10 protein-coding genes are annotated in these 15,829 nt (G+C 65.4%); 5 read left to right on the forward strand and 5 right to left on the reverse strand.

Going from position 1 to position 15,829, the window contains the following annotated elements; translation table 11 throughout:
* Positions 1-100 precede the first annotated feature (100 nt).
* From SH412_RS02345 to SH412_RS02355, 3 genes are all read left to right on the forward strand, one after another.
* Complete coding sequence (locus SH412_RS02345) at positions 101-709, forward strand: sigma-70 family RNA polymerase sigma factor (protein ID WP_336521900.1); 609 nt, start codon at positions 101-103, stop codon at positions 707-709.
* Positions 706-2,808, forward strand: coding sequence for a DUF1549 domain-containing protein (locus SH412_RS02350; RefSeq protein WP_336521901.1), 2,103 nt, complete (start codon positions 706-708; stop codon positions 2,806-2,808). The genes SH412_RS02345 and SH412_RS02350 overlap by 4 nt, the downstream gene beginning before the upstream one ends.
* 336 nt (positions 2,809-3,144) lie before the next feature.
* Positions 3,145-5,274 carry a diguanylate cyclase gene (locus tag SH412_RS02355; RefSeq protein WP_336521902.1) on the forward strand — a complete coding sequence of 710 codons (2,130 nt, stop codon included), beginning with the start codon at positions 3,145-3,147 and terminating at the stop codon, positions 5,272-5,274.
* A gap of 141 nt (positions 5,275-5,415) precedes the next feature.
* On the opposite strand, the gene SH412_RS02360 is transcribed toward SH412_RS02355, so the two are convergent.
* On the reverse strand, positions 5,416-6,069 hold the full coding sequence (locus SH412_RS02360) for an adenylate kinase family protein (RefSeq protein WP_336521903.1): 654 nt from the start codon (positions 6,067-6,069) through the stop codon (positions 5,416-5,418).
* Positions 6,070-6,517: 448 nt separating this feature from the next.
* Positions 6,518-8,614, reverse strand: coding sequence for a prolyl oligopeptidase family serine peptidase (locus tag SH412_RS02365; RefSeq protein ID WP_336521904.1), 2,097 nt, complete (start codon positions 8,612-8,614; stop codon positions 6,518-6,520).
* 165 nt (positions 8,615-8,779) lie between these two features.
* Between SH412_RS02365 and SH412_RS02370 the strand changes: the two genes are divergently transcribed.
* Positions 8,780-9,073 carry a (2Fe-2S)-binding protein gene (locus SH412_RS02370; RefSeq protein WP_336521905.1) on the forward strand — a complete coding sequence of 98 codons (294 nt, stop codon included), beginning with the start codon at positions 8,780-8,782 and terminating at the stop codon, positions 9,071-9,073.
* Positions 9,074-9,266: 193 nt separating this feature from the next.
* Here the strand turns inward: SH412_RS02370 and SH412_RS02375 are convergent, their stop codons facing one another.
* The gene (locus SH412_RS02375) at positions 9,267-9,983 is read right to left on the reverse strand and encodes a peptidylprolyl isomerase (protein ID WP_336521906.1); all 717 of its coding nucleotides are present in this window, start codon (positions 9,981-9,983) and stop codon (positions 9,267-9,269) included.
* Positions 9,984-10,102: 119 nt separating this feature from the next.
* On the opposite strand from SH412_RS02375, the gene SH412_RS02380 reads away from it, so the two are divergent.
* The gene (locus tag SH412_RS02380) at positions 10,103-11,815 is read left to right on the forward strand and encodes a glycosyltransferase family 39 protein (RefSeq protein WP_336521907.1); all 1,713 of its coding nucleotides are present in this window, start codon (positions 10,103-10,105) and stop codon (positions 11,813-11,815) included.
* Between the two features lie 65 nt (positions 11,816-11,880).
* Here the strand turns inward: SH412_RS02380 and SH412_RS02385 are convergent, their stop codons facing one another.
* Together SH412_RS02385 and SH412_RS02390 are read right to left on the reverse strand one after the other, a co-directional pair.
* The gene (locus SH412_RS02385; RefSeq protein WP_336521908.1) at positions 11,881-13,563 is read right to left on the reverse strand and encodes a glycerol-3-phosphate dehydrogenase/oxidase; all 1,683 of its coding nucleotides are present in this window, start codon (positions 13,561-13,563) and stop codon (positions 11,881-11,883) included.
* Between the two features lie 221 nt (positions 13,564-13,784).
* Positions 13,785-15,764, reverse strand: coding sequence for a cation:proton antiporter domain-containing protein (locus SH412_RS02390; protein ID WP_336521909.1), 1,980 nt, complete (start codon positions 15,762-15,764; stop codon positions 13,785-13,787).
* Positions 15,765-15,829: the final 65 nt, after the last annotated feature.

Genomic DNA, 15,829 nt, shown 5'->3' on the forward strand with positions numbered 1-15,829 from the left:
TCCGCTGCAGGCAGCACGAAATGCAATGGCGGGGGGCTGGCGACAGCCCCCCGCGTTTTCCTCCCGGCTGTCACCATCGGTCCGCCGCGGGGATTGAGAAGTGTCACTGGGCCAGCAGGATTCCGCAGTGGGTGAAGCCACGACCGCACCGCCGCCCCCCTCTGACGACGCCGTCGCGGCCCAGGATCACGGCGGCCTCGGCGCCGACTTCGTGCAGCTCTTTACGCGCTCCCAGCGCCGCCTCTATCTCTTTATCCTCGCACAGGTCCAGTCCCCGGTGCAGGCCGAGGAGATTCTGCAGGACACCAACGTCATCATCCTCGCCAAGCACTCGCAGTTTCAGCTCGGCACAAATTTCCTGGCCTGGTCCTGCCAGATCGCCAACTATGAAATCCTGAAATTCCGCGCCAAACGCCGCCGCGAAAAACTGGTCTTCAACGACGAACTCCTCGAACTCGTCGCCTCCGAAGCTCTCGCCCGCGCCGATGAACTCGAACTGCGCCGCGCCGCCCTCTCCGATTGTCTCAACCGGCTCAGACCGCGCGATCGCGAGCTGATCCAGACTCGCTACGCCCCCGGACACAGCGGCAAAGAAGTCGCCGCCGAAATGGGCCGCCCCGCCAACTCCGTCTACCAGTCACTCGGGCGGATTCGACGAACCCTCTGGGAATGCATTCAACGCCGTCTGGCCGCGGAGACCATCCGATGAACAGCCCGCATTCCCTGATGGACCGGTTGCAGCCGCTCCTCGAAGCGGCCTGCGAGGACAGTCTCTCTCCAGAAGCCGCCCTGCGTCTCGAAGCCGAGCTGCGCGATTCCGCGGAGGCCCGCTGGCTTTACCTGACCTACATGGAGCTCCACGGTTCCCTCCATTGGGACGCCGCCGGCGGCCTTGCGGCCCCATTGCCGGAGGCTCACGTCGCGCAGTCCGAACCCGTTTCGCCCGCCGCCCGACGACGCTCCACCGCGGCGATCGCCGCTACGGCCCTGGCCCTCGTCCTCACCGTCGTAGTCGTGCCCCTCTGGTGGGGCAGTCGGCACGCCGGACCGGCCGCGCTCGTCGACAAGGACGCCCATTCCGTCGCACCGCAACCGGTCGTCGACGACATCAACACGGCGGCGCCCCACCGCGACCCTGGCGTCCCTCTGATCGCCGTGCATCCGGCGACTGAACCGGCTTCATCCGGCCACGACCCGTCGACTCCCGTCACGCCGGCACTTCCGGGAGTCGCAGCGGCTGAGACGCCGGCCTCGGTCGATTCCCCGACGGCCGCCGCCGCGAAGCTGATCCCCGTCAGCCTGATCAACTCCGAACTCGCCGCAGGCTGGCGCCTCGCCGGCATCCAGCCTTCCGCCCGCGCCGAAGACGGCGAATGGCTCCGTCGACTGACCCTCGACATTGCCGGCCGCATCCCTTCGGTCACGGAACTTGAACAGTTCCTCGCCGATCGCTCGACCGACCGCCGGGCGCATGCGGTCGATCGCCTGCTCGACTCCCCCGAATACGCCCGACACCTCACCACCGAATGGGCCAATCTGCTTGTCGGTCGTTCGTGCGGCCCCGAAGTCGATCTGCCCGCCCTGAAAAAATTCCTCCGGACCGGCTTTGCCGCCAACCGCCCCTGGAACGAGCTGGTCTTCGACCTCGTCTCCGCCGAGGGAAACGGCCACGACAACGGCGCCGCCAACTTCCTGCTCGCCCACCTCAACAACCAGGCCCTCCCCGCCACGGCCCTCACTGCCCGCCTGTTCCTCGGACAGCAGCTTCAGTGCGTGCAATGCCATAAGCATCCGTTCAACGACGTCGAACAGACCGCCTTCTGGGAGTTCAACAGCTTCTTCCAGCAGACCGAAGCCGTCGCGCACCGCCAGCGCGATCCGAAGTCGGGTCGCGAAATGACGGTCGGCATGTCGCTGGTCAATCGACCCGCCGGCGGCCCGACCTACTACGAAACCCGCAACGGCCTGATGAAGGTCGCCTTTCCTCGTTACGGCGGCAGCGAAGTCGACCCCGCCCCCGAAGTCAACCGCCGCCGCGAGCTCGCCCGACTCATGACCTCGGGCGATCAGCCCCAACTGGCCGCCGCGTTCATCAATCGCATCTGGGAGCAGTTCTTCGGACACAGCTTCACCCGCGGCGTCGACGATCTCGGCCCGCACAACCCCCCGAGCCATCCGCAGCTCCTGGCCGGCCTCTCCCGGGAGTTCATCCAGAGCGGCTACGACGTCAAGCAGCTCATCCGCTGGATCTGCCTGTCGGACGCCTATCAGCTCAGCAGCCGGCCCAACGACACCAATCGCGGCGATGATCCCGAATTGGGAGAGCTCCCCCTCTTCAGCCGGATCTACGTCCGCTCGATGACCGCCGAGCAGCTCTACGACTCCCTCCTCACAGCCACCCGCGCCACGCAGGCGGCCGGCGACTGGACCCGCGCGGAATCGCAGCGCCAGGCCTGGCTGGAACAGTTCATCGTCACCTTCGGCACCGAAGAAAACGACGAAGCCAACACCTTCGACGGCACCGTCTCCCAGGCCCTCGCCATGATGAACGGCGACGTCGTCCAGACCGCGCTCGCCGCAGCGCCGGGAACCGTCCTGGGAGATGTCGTTCGCGATCGATCCACAGAGGCCGAGAAAATCCGCCGTCTCTGCCAGGCGGCCCTCTCCCGCACCCCGACTCAGCGCGAAATGACCTCCATGAAGCGCCTGCTGGCCCGCGCCAGTCGACCCGGCCCGCGCAGCACCGAGGCCTACGAAGACCTCTTCTGGGCGCTGCTGAACTCCAACGAGTTCGCCCTCCTCCACTGACTCTCGAAGTCGCGCGGCGCAGTAGGAACTCCATCACTGCTCTACGCAGCGATCTCGCGTCCCTCCTGCATCCCCCCCCCTCTCTCTCTTCGATTTTGCACTTTGCATTTTTCACTTTTCATTTTGCATTGCCTCTTCCATCCGCCGGGCTCCCCGCCCCGCACAACCCCTGCAATCGGCGCCCGCGCCCCCGCGCCCCGCGGCCTTCTGGCTCCTCCGCCGCGAGGAGTCTTTGGACAGCCGGCCCCCGTGAGCTAGGTTTTCCCTGCCGTCGTTGTCTTTTTGCAACCTGAGCGTCTGGGGGCCAATCCACACGCAAACCCTGGCAGGCCCGCAATGTCCGTCGCTTCGCATTCGTCCGATCTGCAGCCTTCGCATCTCGGGGCAGGCCCGGTCCGCAGCCGTCGCGACTTCGAATCCACGCGCTGCCTCCTCGGCCTCCTTGACCTCGCCGCACTCGGCAAATCCCAGCCCGGTCACGACGACCCCCTCTACGGCGCCATTCAGCGACCAATCCTCAGAAGCCTTCTCTCCGCCCTCCGTTACCGCGACCTCGACACCGTCCGGCACAGCCGCCGCGTTTCCATTCTCGCCGCCGGCCTCGCCAGGTATCTCGGTTGGGACGGGCGACTGCTCAAACTCCTCGAAGTCGCCGCGCTGCTCCATGACATCGGCAAGCTCGGCGTCCCCGACAACATCCTCTTCAAGCCCGCCAGCCTCTCCCGCGAAGAACGCGAAATCCTGGCTCTCCACTACAACGTCAGCCTCGACGTCCTCCAGGCCTGCCGCGTCGCCCCCGAGGTCCTGGAGATGATCGGACAGTCCCAGCACGCCTACCTCACCGATCCCGACGGACACGTCGCTCAACCCCAGGAGCTCCACCTCGGCGCCCGGATTCTGAGCGTCGCCGACGCCTACGAATCCCTCGGCTTCGACCAGCCCTTCCGCGCCGCGCTTCCGCATCCCCAGATCCTGGAGTATCTGCAGAAGCACGCCGGCCGGCGTTACGATGGCACTATCGTCGACGCCCTCGCCCGCTGGCTCAAACAGGACGGCGCCCCCCTCGTCGACGTCGGCTACTTCGCCGAAGAAGCCATCACCCAGGCCGCCACCCTCACCTCCGAACAAGCCCTCGAAGCCAACTCCCTCTGCCGCATCTTCAGCTACCTCCACGTCCTGGAAAGCCTCTACGACGGCTTCTCCCTCGTCGACTCCAGCCTCCAGGTCATCGTCTGGAACCGCGGCCTCGAACGACTCCTCCGCCGCCCGGCGACCGCCGCCCTGGGACAACCCTGGTCCGTCGATCTCCTCGGCTACTGCAACGAGAACGGCGTCGAACTCCGCGAAACCCAGTCCCTCGCCTACCGCGTCCTCGAAACCGGCGTCGCCGCGACCGGCGTCATGCATCTCAAACGCACCGACGGCGAGATCGTCTCCGCGGAAGTCCAGTGCCTCCCCGTCTTCGACGCCGCCGGACAGCTCCGCGGCATTACCGAAATCTTCCGCGACATCCAGAACCGCAGCGGCCAGCACCCCCTCGAACTCCGCGATCAACGCGTCGCCGCCAGCCGCGACGCCCTGACCTCCGTCGCCAATCGCGGCGAACTCGAAATCCGACTCACCGACCTCGTCGCCCGATACCAGCGCGATCCCTCGCAGATCTTCAGCACCATCATCATCGACCCCGACTTCTTCCGCAGCATCAATGAAACCCACGGGCACAACGTCGGCGACCAGGTCCTCGTCGCCCTCGCCCGGCTCCTCCAGCGCGAAGCCGGCTCCGGGACGACCGTCGGCCGCTACGGCGGCGAAGAGTTCGTCCTCCTTTGCCCCGGCCACGATCTGCAGCAGGCCTGGGAGCAGGCCGAACGCGTTCGCGACGTCATCCGCCGCTCCGCGCTCGCCGACATCGACCAGCTCCGCATAACCGTCTCCGTCGGCATCGCGGAAGTCGAACCGGGCGACTCCGCCGAATCCCTCTTTCGCCGCGCCGCCCGGGCCCTCCTCGTCGCGAAAGCCGACGGTCGCGACCGCTCCAGCCGCCTGACCGCCGCCGATTGGCAGTCCGAGGACCTCGACGCCGCAGCCGACCGCAACAATTCCGAACCCTTCGTCTACACCGGCGCCTTTGTGGCCGTCATCACCTTCGACATGATCGTCCACAAGCTCCGCGGCTTCATCGACGAACACGGCGCCCGCATCAAACGCGTCACCTCCGAATCCGTCCGGCTCCGCATCGGACGCCGCAACCTGCTCGGCGGCTGGGGCAAGTCGCCCGATCGACAGCCCGTCGACCTGGAGCTCCTCCTGGGGGCGGTCGTCCAGGATCGCGGAGCCTCCGCCTCCAGACGCTCAAATCTCGTCTACAAAGTCCGCCCCGTCGGACGGGCCGGCAGCCCCGACGTCTTCCAGCACCGCGCCCGACTCGTCATCCGCGACCTCAAACAGTTCTTCGTGACGGACTGAGCAGACGAGATTGGTGATTGGTCAGTTGTCAGTTGTCAGTTGCGAAGATGGCGCCACAACGTCTTGTCCGGGTCTTGTCTCTTGACTTCCGTCTCGACAATCCCTTTCTCGTCTTCCCTCTCAACACTCAACTCTCAGCTCTCAACTCTTCGCGACAGGCGCCGGCAGATTCAGCTTGGACCGGATCTCCCTCTGGATCTCCGCCGCCGCCAGCCGGCCGTCGACCTGGATCACCAGCTCCTTCCGACCGAACAGCTCCAGCACCGGCTCCGTCTTCGTCCGATAGTCGTTCAGCCGCGCCCGCAGGCCCCCTTCCGTGTCGTCGTCCCGCATCCGCAGCTTCCCGCCGCACACGTCGCACGTGTCTTCCACCGCCGGGCGATGGTAAATCAGGTTGTAGTCCAGCCCGCACTGACTGCACAGCCGCCGGGCCAGCACCCGCTCGAACACCACTTCATCCGGCACGTCGATATGGATCACCGCGTCGATGTCGTAGCTTTCCAGGAAGAACTGCGCCTGAGTCTTGTTCCGCGGAAAGCCGTCCAGGATGAACCCATAATTCCAGTCGTGCTGCTCCAGCCGCTGGCGGATGATGTCCTCGACGATGTCGTCCGGCGCCAGATGGCCGTCGGCGATCAGCCGCTTGACCCGCGCCCCCAGCTTCGTATGCGACTGAATATGCCAGCGGAAAATGTCTCCCACGCTGATATGGACCAGGTTGTAGTCCTGCTTCAGCAGCTTCGCCTGCGTCCCCTTGCCGCAACCCTGAGCACCCATCACCACGTACTTGCGCATAACTCGTCCAACAAGGCAAATCGGAAATTAGCGAATAGCGAACAGGGAGTAGCGAATAGCCGGAAGGAAGAGCTGATCGCTTATCGCGGATCGCTCATCGCCGGAGTGTTGTCAGTGGCCAGTCGTCCGTCGTCAGTTGTCAGTCGCCAAATCACCGGCATCGATTCTGAAACAACGCGTCTGTTCGTCTTGTCCCCTCTCCCGCTGTCTTCAGCGGGAGAGGGCCAGGGTGAGGGTCTTCGAAGATGTCGGGGTTCGTCCACGGAGAACAGACGGCGCGCCTCAGATTCGTGGCCTGTGATTTAGAGCCGCAAGCCGCGGCTTCTTTCCGTCACTGGTCACTTGGCCCTCTTTCGACTTTCCACCTTCGACATTCGACATTTTTTCGTTCTGGCGTCTCTGCGTTCCGTTTTGCGCCTTTGCGAGAGATTTTCTTCCTCCGCAGGCTTTACTTCCCGTGCGGCGGCTTCAGCTTCCACTGCTCGTCGAAGAAGTCTGCATCCACGATCTTCCCCGGGAACCGGCTGTTCGGCTTCGTCCGAATGTCCACGATCGCCCAGTCCGGGAGCTTCGGCACCTGCCGGGCGTTATTCAGATAGTCGTACTCGCGATACGTAAAGCTGCTGTTGAGCACCACGTACTTCTTCGGATTCAGCGGATTCGGATAGACCGCGATCACCGCGTGCTGCGCCGCATCCCACCGGCGGTCCCCCGCCGTGATCTCCTTCGCGCTCCAGCGGATCGGCAGCTTGTCGACAATCTTCGCCAGCACGCTGTTGGCCTGGGCGTCCCCCCACAAAATCAGATTGTGATTGGCGATGTCTTCGTCGGTCAGGTCCTTGTCGTCCTTCACCCGGGCATCCCCCCGCATCTGCTGCCGCCAGTGCATCACCGCATGCTGCATCTCTGCATGCACCCACGTGTCGACCGCCTTGTGCCGGCAGTAGTTCGACGGACGGACAAACAGGAATGAGTCCATCAGCGCATCGTCGATCGGACCCTGCAGCCCCGGCCGCTTCTGCAGCCCCGCCGATTCGTCCGCCAGGAAGTCCCGCCGCCGCCCCGCCGCCTGCCACTTGCCGTCGACCAGCCGGACCACCGGCCACCCTTCGCCGTATTGCAGCATCACCGTCTGACCATCCAGCTCCAGCGTCACCGGCCGATCCAGCTCATCGCTGTCCGCCGGCGCCGGATAGCCAACCGCCAGCGCCGTGATGTTCTGCGTCGTCCCCTTCAGCCTGCCGGGTCCCGTCCGCTCGATCTTGATCCGCGCCTGCTCCCAGTGTTCCTTCAGTCCCAGCAGTTGCACCCAGTGGCTCGTGTTGTATTTCAGCGAGTAGGTCACGAATTCCAGCTTCTGCGGCAGAGCGTGCGAACCCTCCCCGGCCCACTTCGCCAGTTGCTCTTCGATGATCGTCTGCGATTCCGGCAGAATCTTGTGCGCCGCCATCGGGCCGATGATGTGCTGCAGCTCCAGCCCTTCCTTCTTCATCGCCGCGGCCATGATGTCCGCCGCCTGCTTCTGCTTGTCGATCTCCCCGCTGTAGGCGATCACGTGCAGGTTGTGGAAGTTCGCCGCATAGTCCGTGCAGTCGTACATGTGCCACAACTTCTGCTCGAACCAGCTCGGCTGCAGCGTCTCGTTCTGAAAGACCTTCAGAAACTCGGGCGTCTCCGAGAACCCCGCCCCCGGATTCGCCGCAAACCACATCGCCGGATAGTGCACCGCGAACTGCCACGCGCTCGCCCCCCCCATCGAGAAGCCCCGCACCGCCAGCTTGCCCATGTTGATGCGATAGTTCCGCTCGACCGCGTCCAGGGCCTCCAGCGCATCGACTTCGCCCGCCAGCTTGGCGGCGTTGCAGTACCGCCCGTACGGATGCAGCACGATCGTGTCCGCCGGCGAAATCTGTCCCACCTGCGTCGCCCGCTGCTGAATGAAGTTCAGCTCGCTCAGCGTCTCGCCCCGTCCGTGGAACCACAGGTCGCACCGGTGAGTGACGTCGCCGTCGATCTGGTACGACTCCGGAATCACCACGCCATACGGCTGCGGCGTCCCGTCGAGTTTCGAAATGTAGCCGCGGACCACCAGCCCCTTCTGCTCGGTCCAGGGGTGCTTCTGCTCCAGCAGCAGGTCCGCCCGCTCCAGTCCCGTCTGCAGCAGCTTCTTGCCGACCGGAATTTCCTTCGCGTCGAAGAACTCCCGGAACCGCAGCGCCTGATCGACCGCCCGGTGGTAGATCGCCACGTCGGCGTACAGGTCGTCGGCGATGGGGTCTTCCATCACCGTCGGCGTGGAGTCATCCATGGATTTCGGAGACGTCGGGCGTCCCTTGCCAATCTCCAGCAGCTTTTCGAGCTGCACCAGCTTGGCGGCCAGCTTCGCCAGCCCCTCCTCCAGTTCCTTCCGATCCGCATCGGAGACCTCGACCCCGACTTTGGGAATCCGGCGGACATTCTCAAACTGGTTGTCGGCCGGCCCGTCGGCCCGAACGCCAACTCCGGCAGCGAGCACGCAGAAGGTCGTCAGCAGCAGTCTCGTCACGGGGAAGTTCTCCTGAGGAAAGGCGTTACGACGATTCTCCGCCGCGTCGGCCCGCAGCTCCGGACCCGGTGGCAACATTCGTAACGGTCACACTGCGGGTCAGTCGGAAAAAAATCAAGACAGCCTCTTGTAACGGCATCTCTCGATGCGTAAAATCGATTGACGTTGAGACTCAGTCTCAATCCCTCCCCGGCCGCCGCCCTGCTGGTCCCACCCATGCAACTCGGCTTCACCAACAGCAAACCGCAGTACCTCTGCCGCTGCCTCCGCGTCACCGAAGGGGAGGTCCGCGAAGCCGTCGCGGTCTCCAACGCCGAGACCGTTCGCGGCGTCACCCAAGCCTGCGGGGCCGGCGGCGGCTGCATGGCCTGCCATCGCCACATCAAACGGGTCCTCGCCGAGCAGCAGGCCCAGATCGCCGCCGAAGCCAACTGCCCCGCCTCCCTCGGCTTCGCCTGAACGGCTGAAGCCGCTTGAAGGTCCTCAAGGCGCCGGTGCCCGTGCACGATTTCTCACCGGAGCCATCGTCTCAATCCGGCAAAATAGCGCCGCTGACTTGCAGAGACGATGGCCGGGCGATTCTTCGAGCCCGCAGAAGAGCGAGATCGCACGCCGACGTCACATCGACTGCCGGAACACATCCTCAGCTCTGTTACTGCGCTTCCCCGCCTTCCGGAGCTTTCGGCTCGTCATCGACGACCGGCCCCTTGTCCGATTTCGACTCCAGAATCGTCGCTTTCACGATCCCGTCGAGTCGCGGGAAACTGGCTTCGAGGTAGCGGTTCCCCTCGTATTGAATCGATTGCTGATTGGGGGATTCGCCGTACTCGGCGTTGATCTGCTCGACAACTTCCATGCCGGAGACCACCTTCGCAAACGCCGGGAAGCCCATGGCGTCGAGCCGCGAGTTGTCGCCGAAACTGATGAAAACCTGGCTGGTTCGGGAGTTCGGGCCTCCCTTGGCGAAGGTCATCATGCCGCGCGTGTTGGACTGCTTGACCGGCTCGTCGTCGATCCCCGCGTCCCGCCACTTCGCCTGGACTTCCGGATCCCCATTGATGCCCCACTGCACGACGAACCCCGGAACCACGCGGAAGAACTTGCAGCCGTCGTAGAAACCGTTGCGAACGAGGTCCAGAAAGCGCTCGGCCCCGAGCGGCGCCCACTCGGGATGCACTTCGACGACGAAGTCCCCCTTCGTCGTTTCGAACTTCACCTGGACGACTTCGCCGACCGGAGCGGCGCTTCCGCCACTTTTCGCCGGCGCCGTCGAAACTGGAACGTCCTTTTCCGGCGGCTTCGCACAGCCCGCGAGCAGAACGAGTGCGGCGAAACCAGCCCAGGGCCAGTGAGAAATGCGCGACGTCATCGGCGGCGGACTTTCTGAGAAAAGGAGACCTGGCAATGGTATGAACCGTCGGCTGGAATCGTACCATAGTCGCCGGATTGAACAGAATCGTCGACACACTCCAGGGGAGCAGGCCGCACGTGTCGGATACCGTTTCTCCTCGCCGTTCCCGGCGCTTCGCAGGGCTGGTCGCGATTTGCGTGATCGCGCATACGTTGCTGCTGGCGGACTGCGCCCGCCGGTGGGCGACGACGCACGACGAGTACTGGCATCTGCCGATCGGCGTCGCGCTCTGGCGAACCGGGGCCTGGGACGCCGACCCGATCAACCCTCCCCTGCCCCGCCTGTGGGCGGCACTGCCGCTGGTTATGGCTGGAGCGCCCTCCGGCGACTTGTCACAGGCCGATGATGCCATCGACTATGGCGACGCCTTCTGGCAGGCGAACCCGGAGACCGCTCCCCGCTGGTATTTCCTCGGCCGGCTGATGGCGGCGGCCTGGTCGATCGCGACGGCGCTGCTGCTCACGGCGCTCGTCCGCCGCGTTCTCGGCGACGGCCCGGCTCTGGCCGCCTGCGCAATGTGGTGTTTCAACCCCCTCGTGCTGGGCCACGCGGCGCTGGTCTCACACGATATCCCCGTCACCTGCGGCTTTGTGGCGACGGCCGTGGCTGCGCTCCGTTTCCTCGATCGCCCCGGCGCAGTTCGCGCCCTGCTGCTGGGCGCCGTCCTCGGACTGGCCCAGCTCACCAAGTACACCGCCCTGCTGCTGGGGCCGCTGGTTCTGGCGCTCTGGCTCCTCCATCCGGCCGTCCGCCTCTGGGGCGTGTCTCGCGGCGATCTCATACGACGTGCCGGCTGGCTGGGCCTGGTTCTGGCCGCCGCCTGGGGGATGATCGCGACCGGCTATGGCTTCCAGGGGCTCGGCCAATCGCTGGTCCATCTGTCGCTGGTCAGCACGCCCGGCGTTTGGATCGGCCGCCATGTCGGCGTACTGCCGTCTCCGCTCCCTGCGGCCTATGTGCAGGGTCTCGACACGTTGCTGAAATTCATGGACCAGCCGCAGCCGGTTTATCTGCTCGGACAATGGAGCCTCGACGGCTTCCGGTCCTACTACCTGCTCGGGCTGCTGGTAAAGCTGCCCCTCGGACTCTGGGGACTGCTGCTCCTCGGCCTCCTCACGCTGCGCAGACATCGACCCTTTCCGCGGGCAGTCTGGTTCCTCGGCGTGGTTCCGGTTGTGCTGATCGTCGGCCTGGCCAGTCTCTCGCGAAATCAGCTCGGCGTCCGCTACGTCCTGCCGGCGATTCCATCGCTGTTTCTGCTGGCTGCCGCCGCATTCTCCGATTGGAAATCGGTCAAACCCTGGAGACAGCGACTCGCCGTGGTCTGTCTCGTCTGGGCGCTGGCCAGTCTGAGGGATCATCCGCACGAACTGGCGTCGTTCAACGAGCTTGCCGGCGGAACCACCGGCGGGCGTTGGTGGCTGATTGACTCCAACCTGGACTGGGGACAGGACCTGTTCGCCGTGCGGGACGAAGTCCGCCGGCGCGGCTGGAAAGACGTCCGCGTGGCGTATTTCGGAGCGTTACCGCCCGCCTGGGCCGGGCTGCCGGGTGGCCCGCCGCCGGGGCGGACGCCCGAGCCGGGCTACTACGCCGTCAGCGTGAATTACGTCATGGGTCGGCCGCACGTGCTGCGGGACGCCGAGGGGAAATTCCGCCCGACGGGCATCGAAGAATTCGGCTACTTCCGGTTCTTCGAGCCCGTGACGACTATCGGCGGTTCGATCGACCTGTACGTCCTCACGCCCGAGGATATCGGCCGATACTACCGGGCGCTGCGCGAGCTCTAAGGCGAGCCGCGAGGCTCGACATTGGAATTCGCTCGATTCGAGCAGGTGCGTCGTCCAGTCGTACCCTACGCAAATCGACGGCCGAAGTGCAGTCGCAGACGCGTGACGGTCTCCTCGACGGCAGCGTCCGCTTCCTCGGCCGAGAGCCGATCGCACTCGACCAGCAGGGCCGCCAGATCCACCAGCGTCGCACGAGTCAGTTCCCGACCGAACACCAGCAGCAGCCGGCGTTCGACCAGATCCTCCAGCGTCTGCACATGTTCGTGCCGAATCATCCAGCGGACGACGGCGCGAGACAACGCCGTCCCGGCCACGGGAGTCCGATCATCGCCCGCATCACGCAAGACCGCGCGCAGCCGGGAACCGAAGAGCGGCCACAGGGCGGCGACTTCTTCCGCAGAAACTCCCAGCGGCGACAGTTCGCGGGTCAGCGTCGCAACGGGATCGGGTTGCAGAGCGGCGTAGTCCTCGGCCCCCGGAATCGGCAGGTCCGCCAGCGAGGCCTGTCGCGGCAGGGCGAGCCGTTCGAGAACGCGATCCGCAAGCTGTTCCGCCACCGGTCGCCACGTCGTCAGCTTCCCACCCACCAGCGTCCAGAGCGGCACTCCCGCCCAGACGTCGTCGCGAATGAAGTGTTCGCGCGAGACGGCGGCGTTGCTCGACTCGTCGGCCCTGGGCAGCGGCCGCACGCCGCTGTAGTGCAGCGTGATGTCCTCGGCCGTCAGAGTCACCCCCATCACTTCTTCGACCAGTCCGCGGAGGTAGGACAGTTCGGCCTCTGTGGCGACCGCCGTCCCTGGATCGCCCGCGAAGGTCTCGTCGGTTGTGCCGACGAGGACCGCGTCGCCCAGCGGCAGGATGAACACCAGCCGGCCGTCCCCCGCTTCGGCATAAACGCCATGCGGCCCGACAGCAGCGACCAGTTGCGGATTCCAGCTAACGAAGTGGCTCCCCTTCGTCCCGCCGAAGTAGGACGTCGGCTGCCCGGTCAGCCGACCGAGCGTCGCATCGCCCCAGGCGCCGGTCGTATTGACGATCGCGGACGGCCGAATCACTCGCAGTTCGTCGCCGGTCGCCTGATCGGAAATCCGTAACGAATCCCCGATCGCCTGCAGCGAGGCGTGTGTGAAGACCGTCAGGTCGGTCCCCTGAGCGCGGGCGGTCGCCTCGGCGTCGGCCAGCAGCGCCACGACAAACCGCTCGGGAAACGGCATTTGCGAGTCGTAATAGGCCAGCAACTGCTGAAAGCGCTGCGGGTTAACCCGCGGGACATCGGGCGTGCCGACCGCTGCTGCCCGGCTCGGGGGCAACTGGTCTCGGCCGGCCAGCCAGTCGTACATGGTCAGCCCCAGCCGGACGGGCCAGAACCCCCGTTCGGGCCGGGGGCCCAGCCACGAACCGATGGCGGTCCGCGTCAGTCCGACGAACCCCGCCGCGGCATGGACCAGTCCCGACCACGACTGCCGGACAGGGATAAAGAGTTCGAGCGGCCGGACGAAATGGGGTGCGGTATCGAGCATCTGCTGCCGCTCGCGAAGCGATTCCCGCACGAGTCCGACGTCGCCGTATTCGAGATACCGCAGCCCGCCGTGAATCAGCCGGGAGGACTTGGCGGTCGCCCCGCCGGCCAGATCGTGCGCCTCGACGAGGCAGACCGGAAGTCCCTGATGCACGAGCTCGCGGGCCACGCCGACGCCGTGGACGCCGCCGCCGAGGACGAGAATAGGATTTGCGGGGAGCTGGGGCATGGGGTGGAAAATCTCGCAACGGGGCGGTGATCGCAGTTTTGAGTTTAGCAGATCGCCACCCGTGGTTAAGTCGGTGCGGGTTACGTGACGGGAGACGGGAAGCATCGCGGGCAAACAGGCTGATGCTCGGAATGCTGCGTTGACATGCACTCGGCGAGTCCGTTGCACGGGCCAACGGGTTCGACGGCCAGCGACCACAACCCGGCAGGCGGGAGCCTGCCCTACAGCTTGCTGGTAATGACCTCCAGCGCCGCCTGCAACTGTTCCGGCGAACCGAACAGGACCAGTGTGTCGCCCGCGGCCAGCGGGAGATCTGCAGGGGGATTAGCGTGCGTCTCCGAACCCCGTCGCACCGCCACGATCGATGCGCCGGTCTTCGTCCGCAGGCCGCTTTCCGCCAGCGTTCGCCCGGCCAGCGGGGAGTCGGCCGACAGTACGGCGGTTTCCAGTTCGGACGTCGCGAACAGGTCCGTCGCCAGGGGCGACAGATCCCGACCCAGCCGCTCGCTGCGCAGAATCTGATACTGCCCGGCCCGGATCTGAGAGGTCAGCCGGCTGATGACGTTGCCGGGGACTTCATATTCCCGCAGCACCCGGGAAAAGATCTCGACGGACGTTTCGAAATCTTCCGGGATAATCTCCGAGGCGCCCAGCTTCCGCAGCTCGTCCACCTCGGTCAGAAATCGCGTCCGGACGATGATCCGCAGATCCGGACGAAGTTTCCGGGCCAGCGCGACGGTCTGCCGGATGGACGTCGGATCGGAGACGACCACGACATACGCCCGGGCCGAGCCGATGCCGGCATGCTCCAGCACCGCCGTCCGCGTGCAGTCGCCGTAGAGGACGTGTTCGCCGGTCTTGCGACGCTGGCGGACGGTTTCGGGGTTCATCTCCAGCACCACGTACTCGATGCCGGTTTCGTTGAGGACGCGGGCCAGGTTCCGGCCGTTGAGTCCGTAGCCGGCGATCACGACATGGTCCTGGAGGTGCGGATGGCCCGCTTGATCGGCAAGCTGGGCGGCTTCGGCCTGTTTGACGGCCTCTTCGCCCCACCAGGTCTGCAGCCAGCTCCAGGTTCGCGCGCCCGAATTGATCAAAAACGGCGTCAGCCCCATTGTCAGCACGGCCGCCGACAGAAAGATCTGGTAGTCGCCGGGTTCGAGCAATTCGGCCTCCAGCCCCCGCACCGCCAGGACGAAGGAGAATTCCCCCACCTGCGCCAGCGCCAGCCCCGCCAGCCAGGCGGTTCGCAACGGGTAACCCAGCAGTTTCGTCGGCAGAGCGACGCAGACAAACTTGAGAACCACCAGCGCCAGCACCGTGAGCACCACGAGCGCCAGATTGGCCAGCATGAAGCGCACGTCGAGCAGCATCCCGACCGACACAAAAAACAGACTGCTCAGCGTATCGCGAAACGGCAGGACCTCCGCCAGCGTCTGATGTCCGTATTCAGACTCCGCCAGCAACAGTCCCGCCAGAAACGCCCCCAGCGCCAGGGACAGCCCCGCCCAGGCCGTCAGCGTCGCCGTGCCGATGCAGACCACGAAGATCGCAATCAGAAACAGCTCGCGATTCCGCGTCCGCACGATCTGGTGCAGCAGTCCGGGAATCAGAGTGCGACCGGCGATCAGGATCCCGGCGACGGTCGCCAGGCCGAGCAACAGGCTTCCCAATGCGCCGACGACATTCGCGGCGCCGTCGGCGAGCAGCGGAATCATCAGCATGCAGACCACCACCAGCAGATCCTGGAAGAGCAGAACCGCTGCCGCCACCCGGCCGTGCGGCGATTCCATCTCGCCCCGGTCCGCCAGCAGCTTGAACACGACAGCGGTGCTCGACATCGCCACCAGCATGCCGGCGAAGATGGCCGAATTGAGCGACCCGAGATACCACCAGGTGGCCGCCACCGAAACCGCCGCGCACCCCAGCACCTGCGGCGCACCGATCTGCAGCATCAGTCGAGACATCGCCAGCAGCCTGCCGAGCGAGAACTCCAGCCCGACCGTAAACAGCAGCACGACCACGCCGGTCTCGGCGAGCAGGTGCACGTCTTCCAGGTCGCTGACAAGCTTCAGCCCATGCGGACCAACCAGCACTCCCGAAACCAGCAGCCCGACAACCGACGGCACGCGAAAGCGATGAAACGCGAAGACCACCAGCGCGGAAACCGTATAGACGACCAGCAGTTCCGTGAGAAACACGTTCACAACTTCCGGAAGGAGGTGCGGACCGAACACGAAGGCGAATCGCAAACGCACGGACCGAA

Source organism: Planctellipticum variicoloris (genome assembly GCF_030622045.1).
Lineage (GTDB): Bacteria > Planctomycetota > Planctomycetia > Planctomycetales > Planctomycetaceae > Planctellipticum > Planctellipticum variicoloris.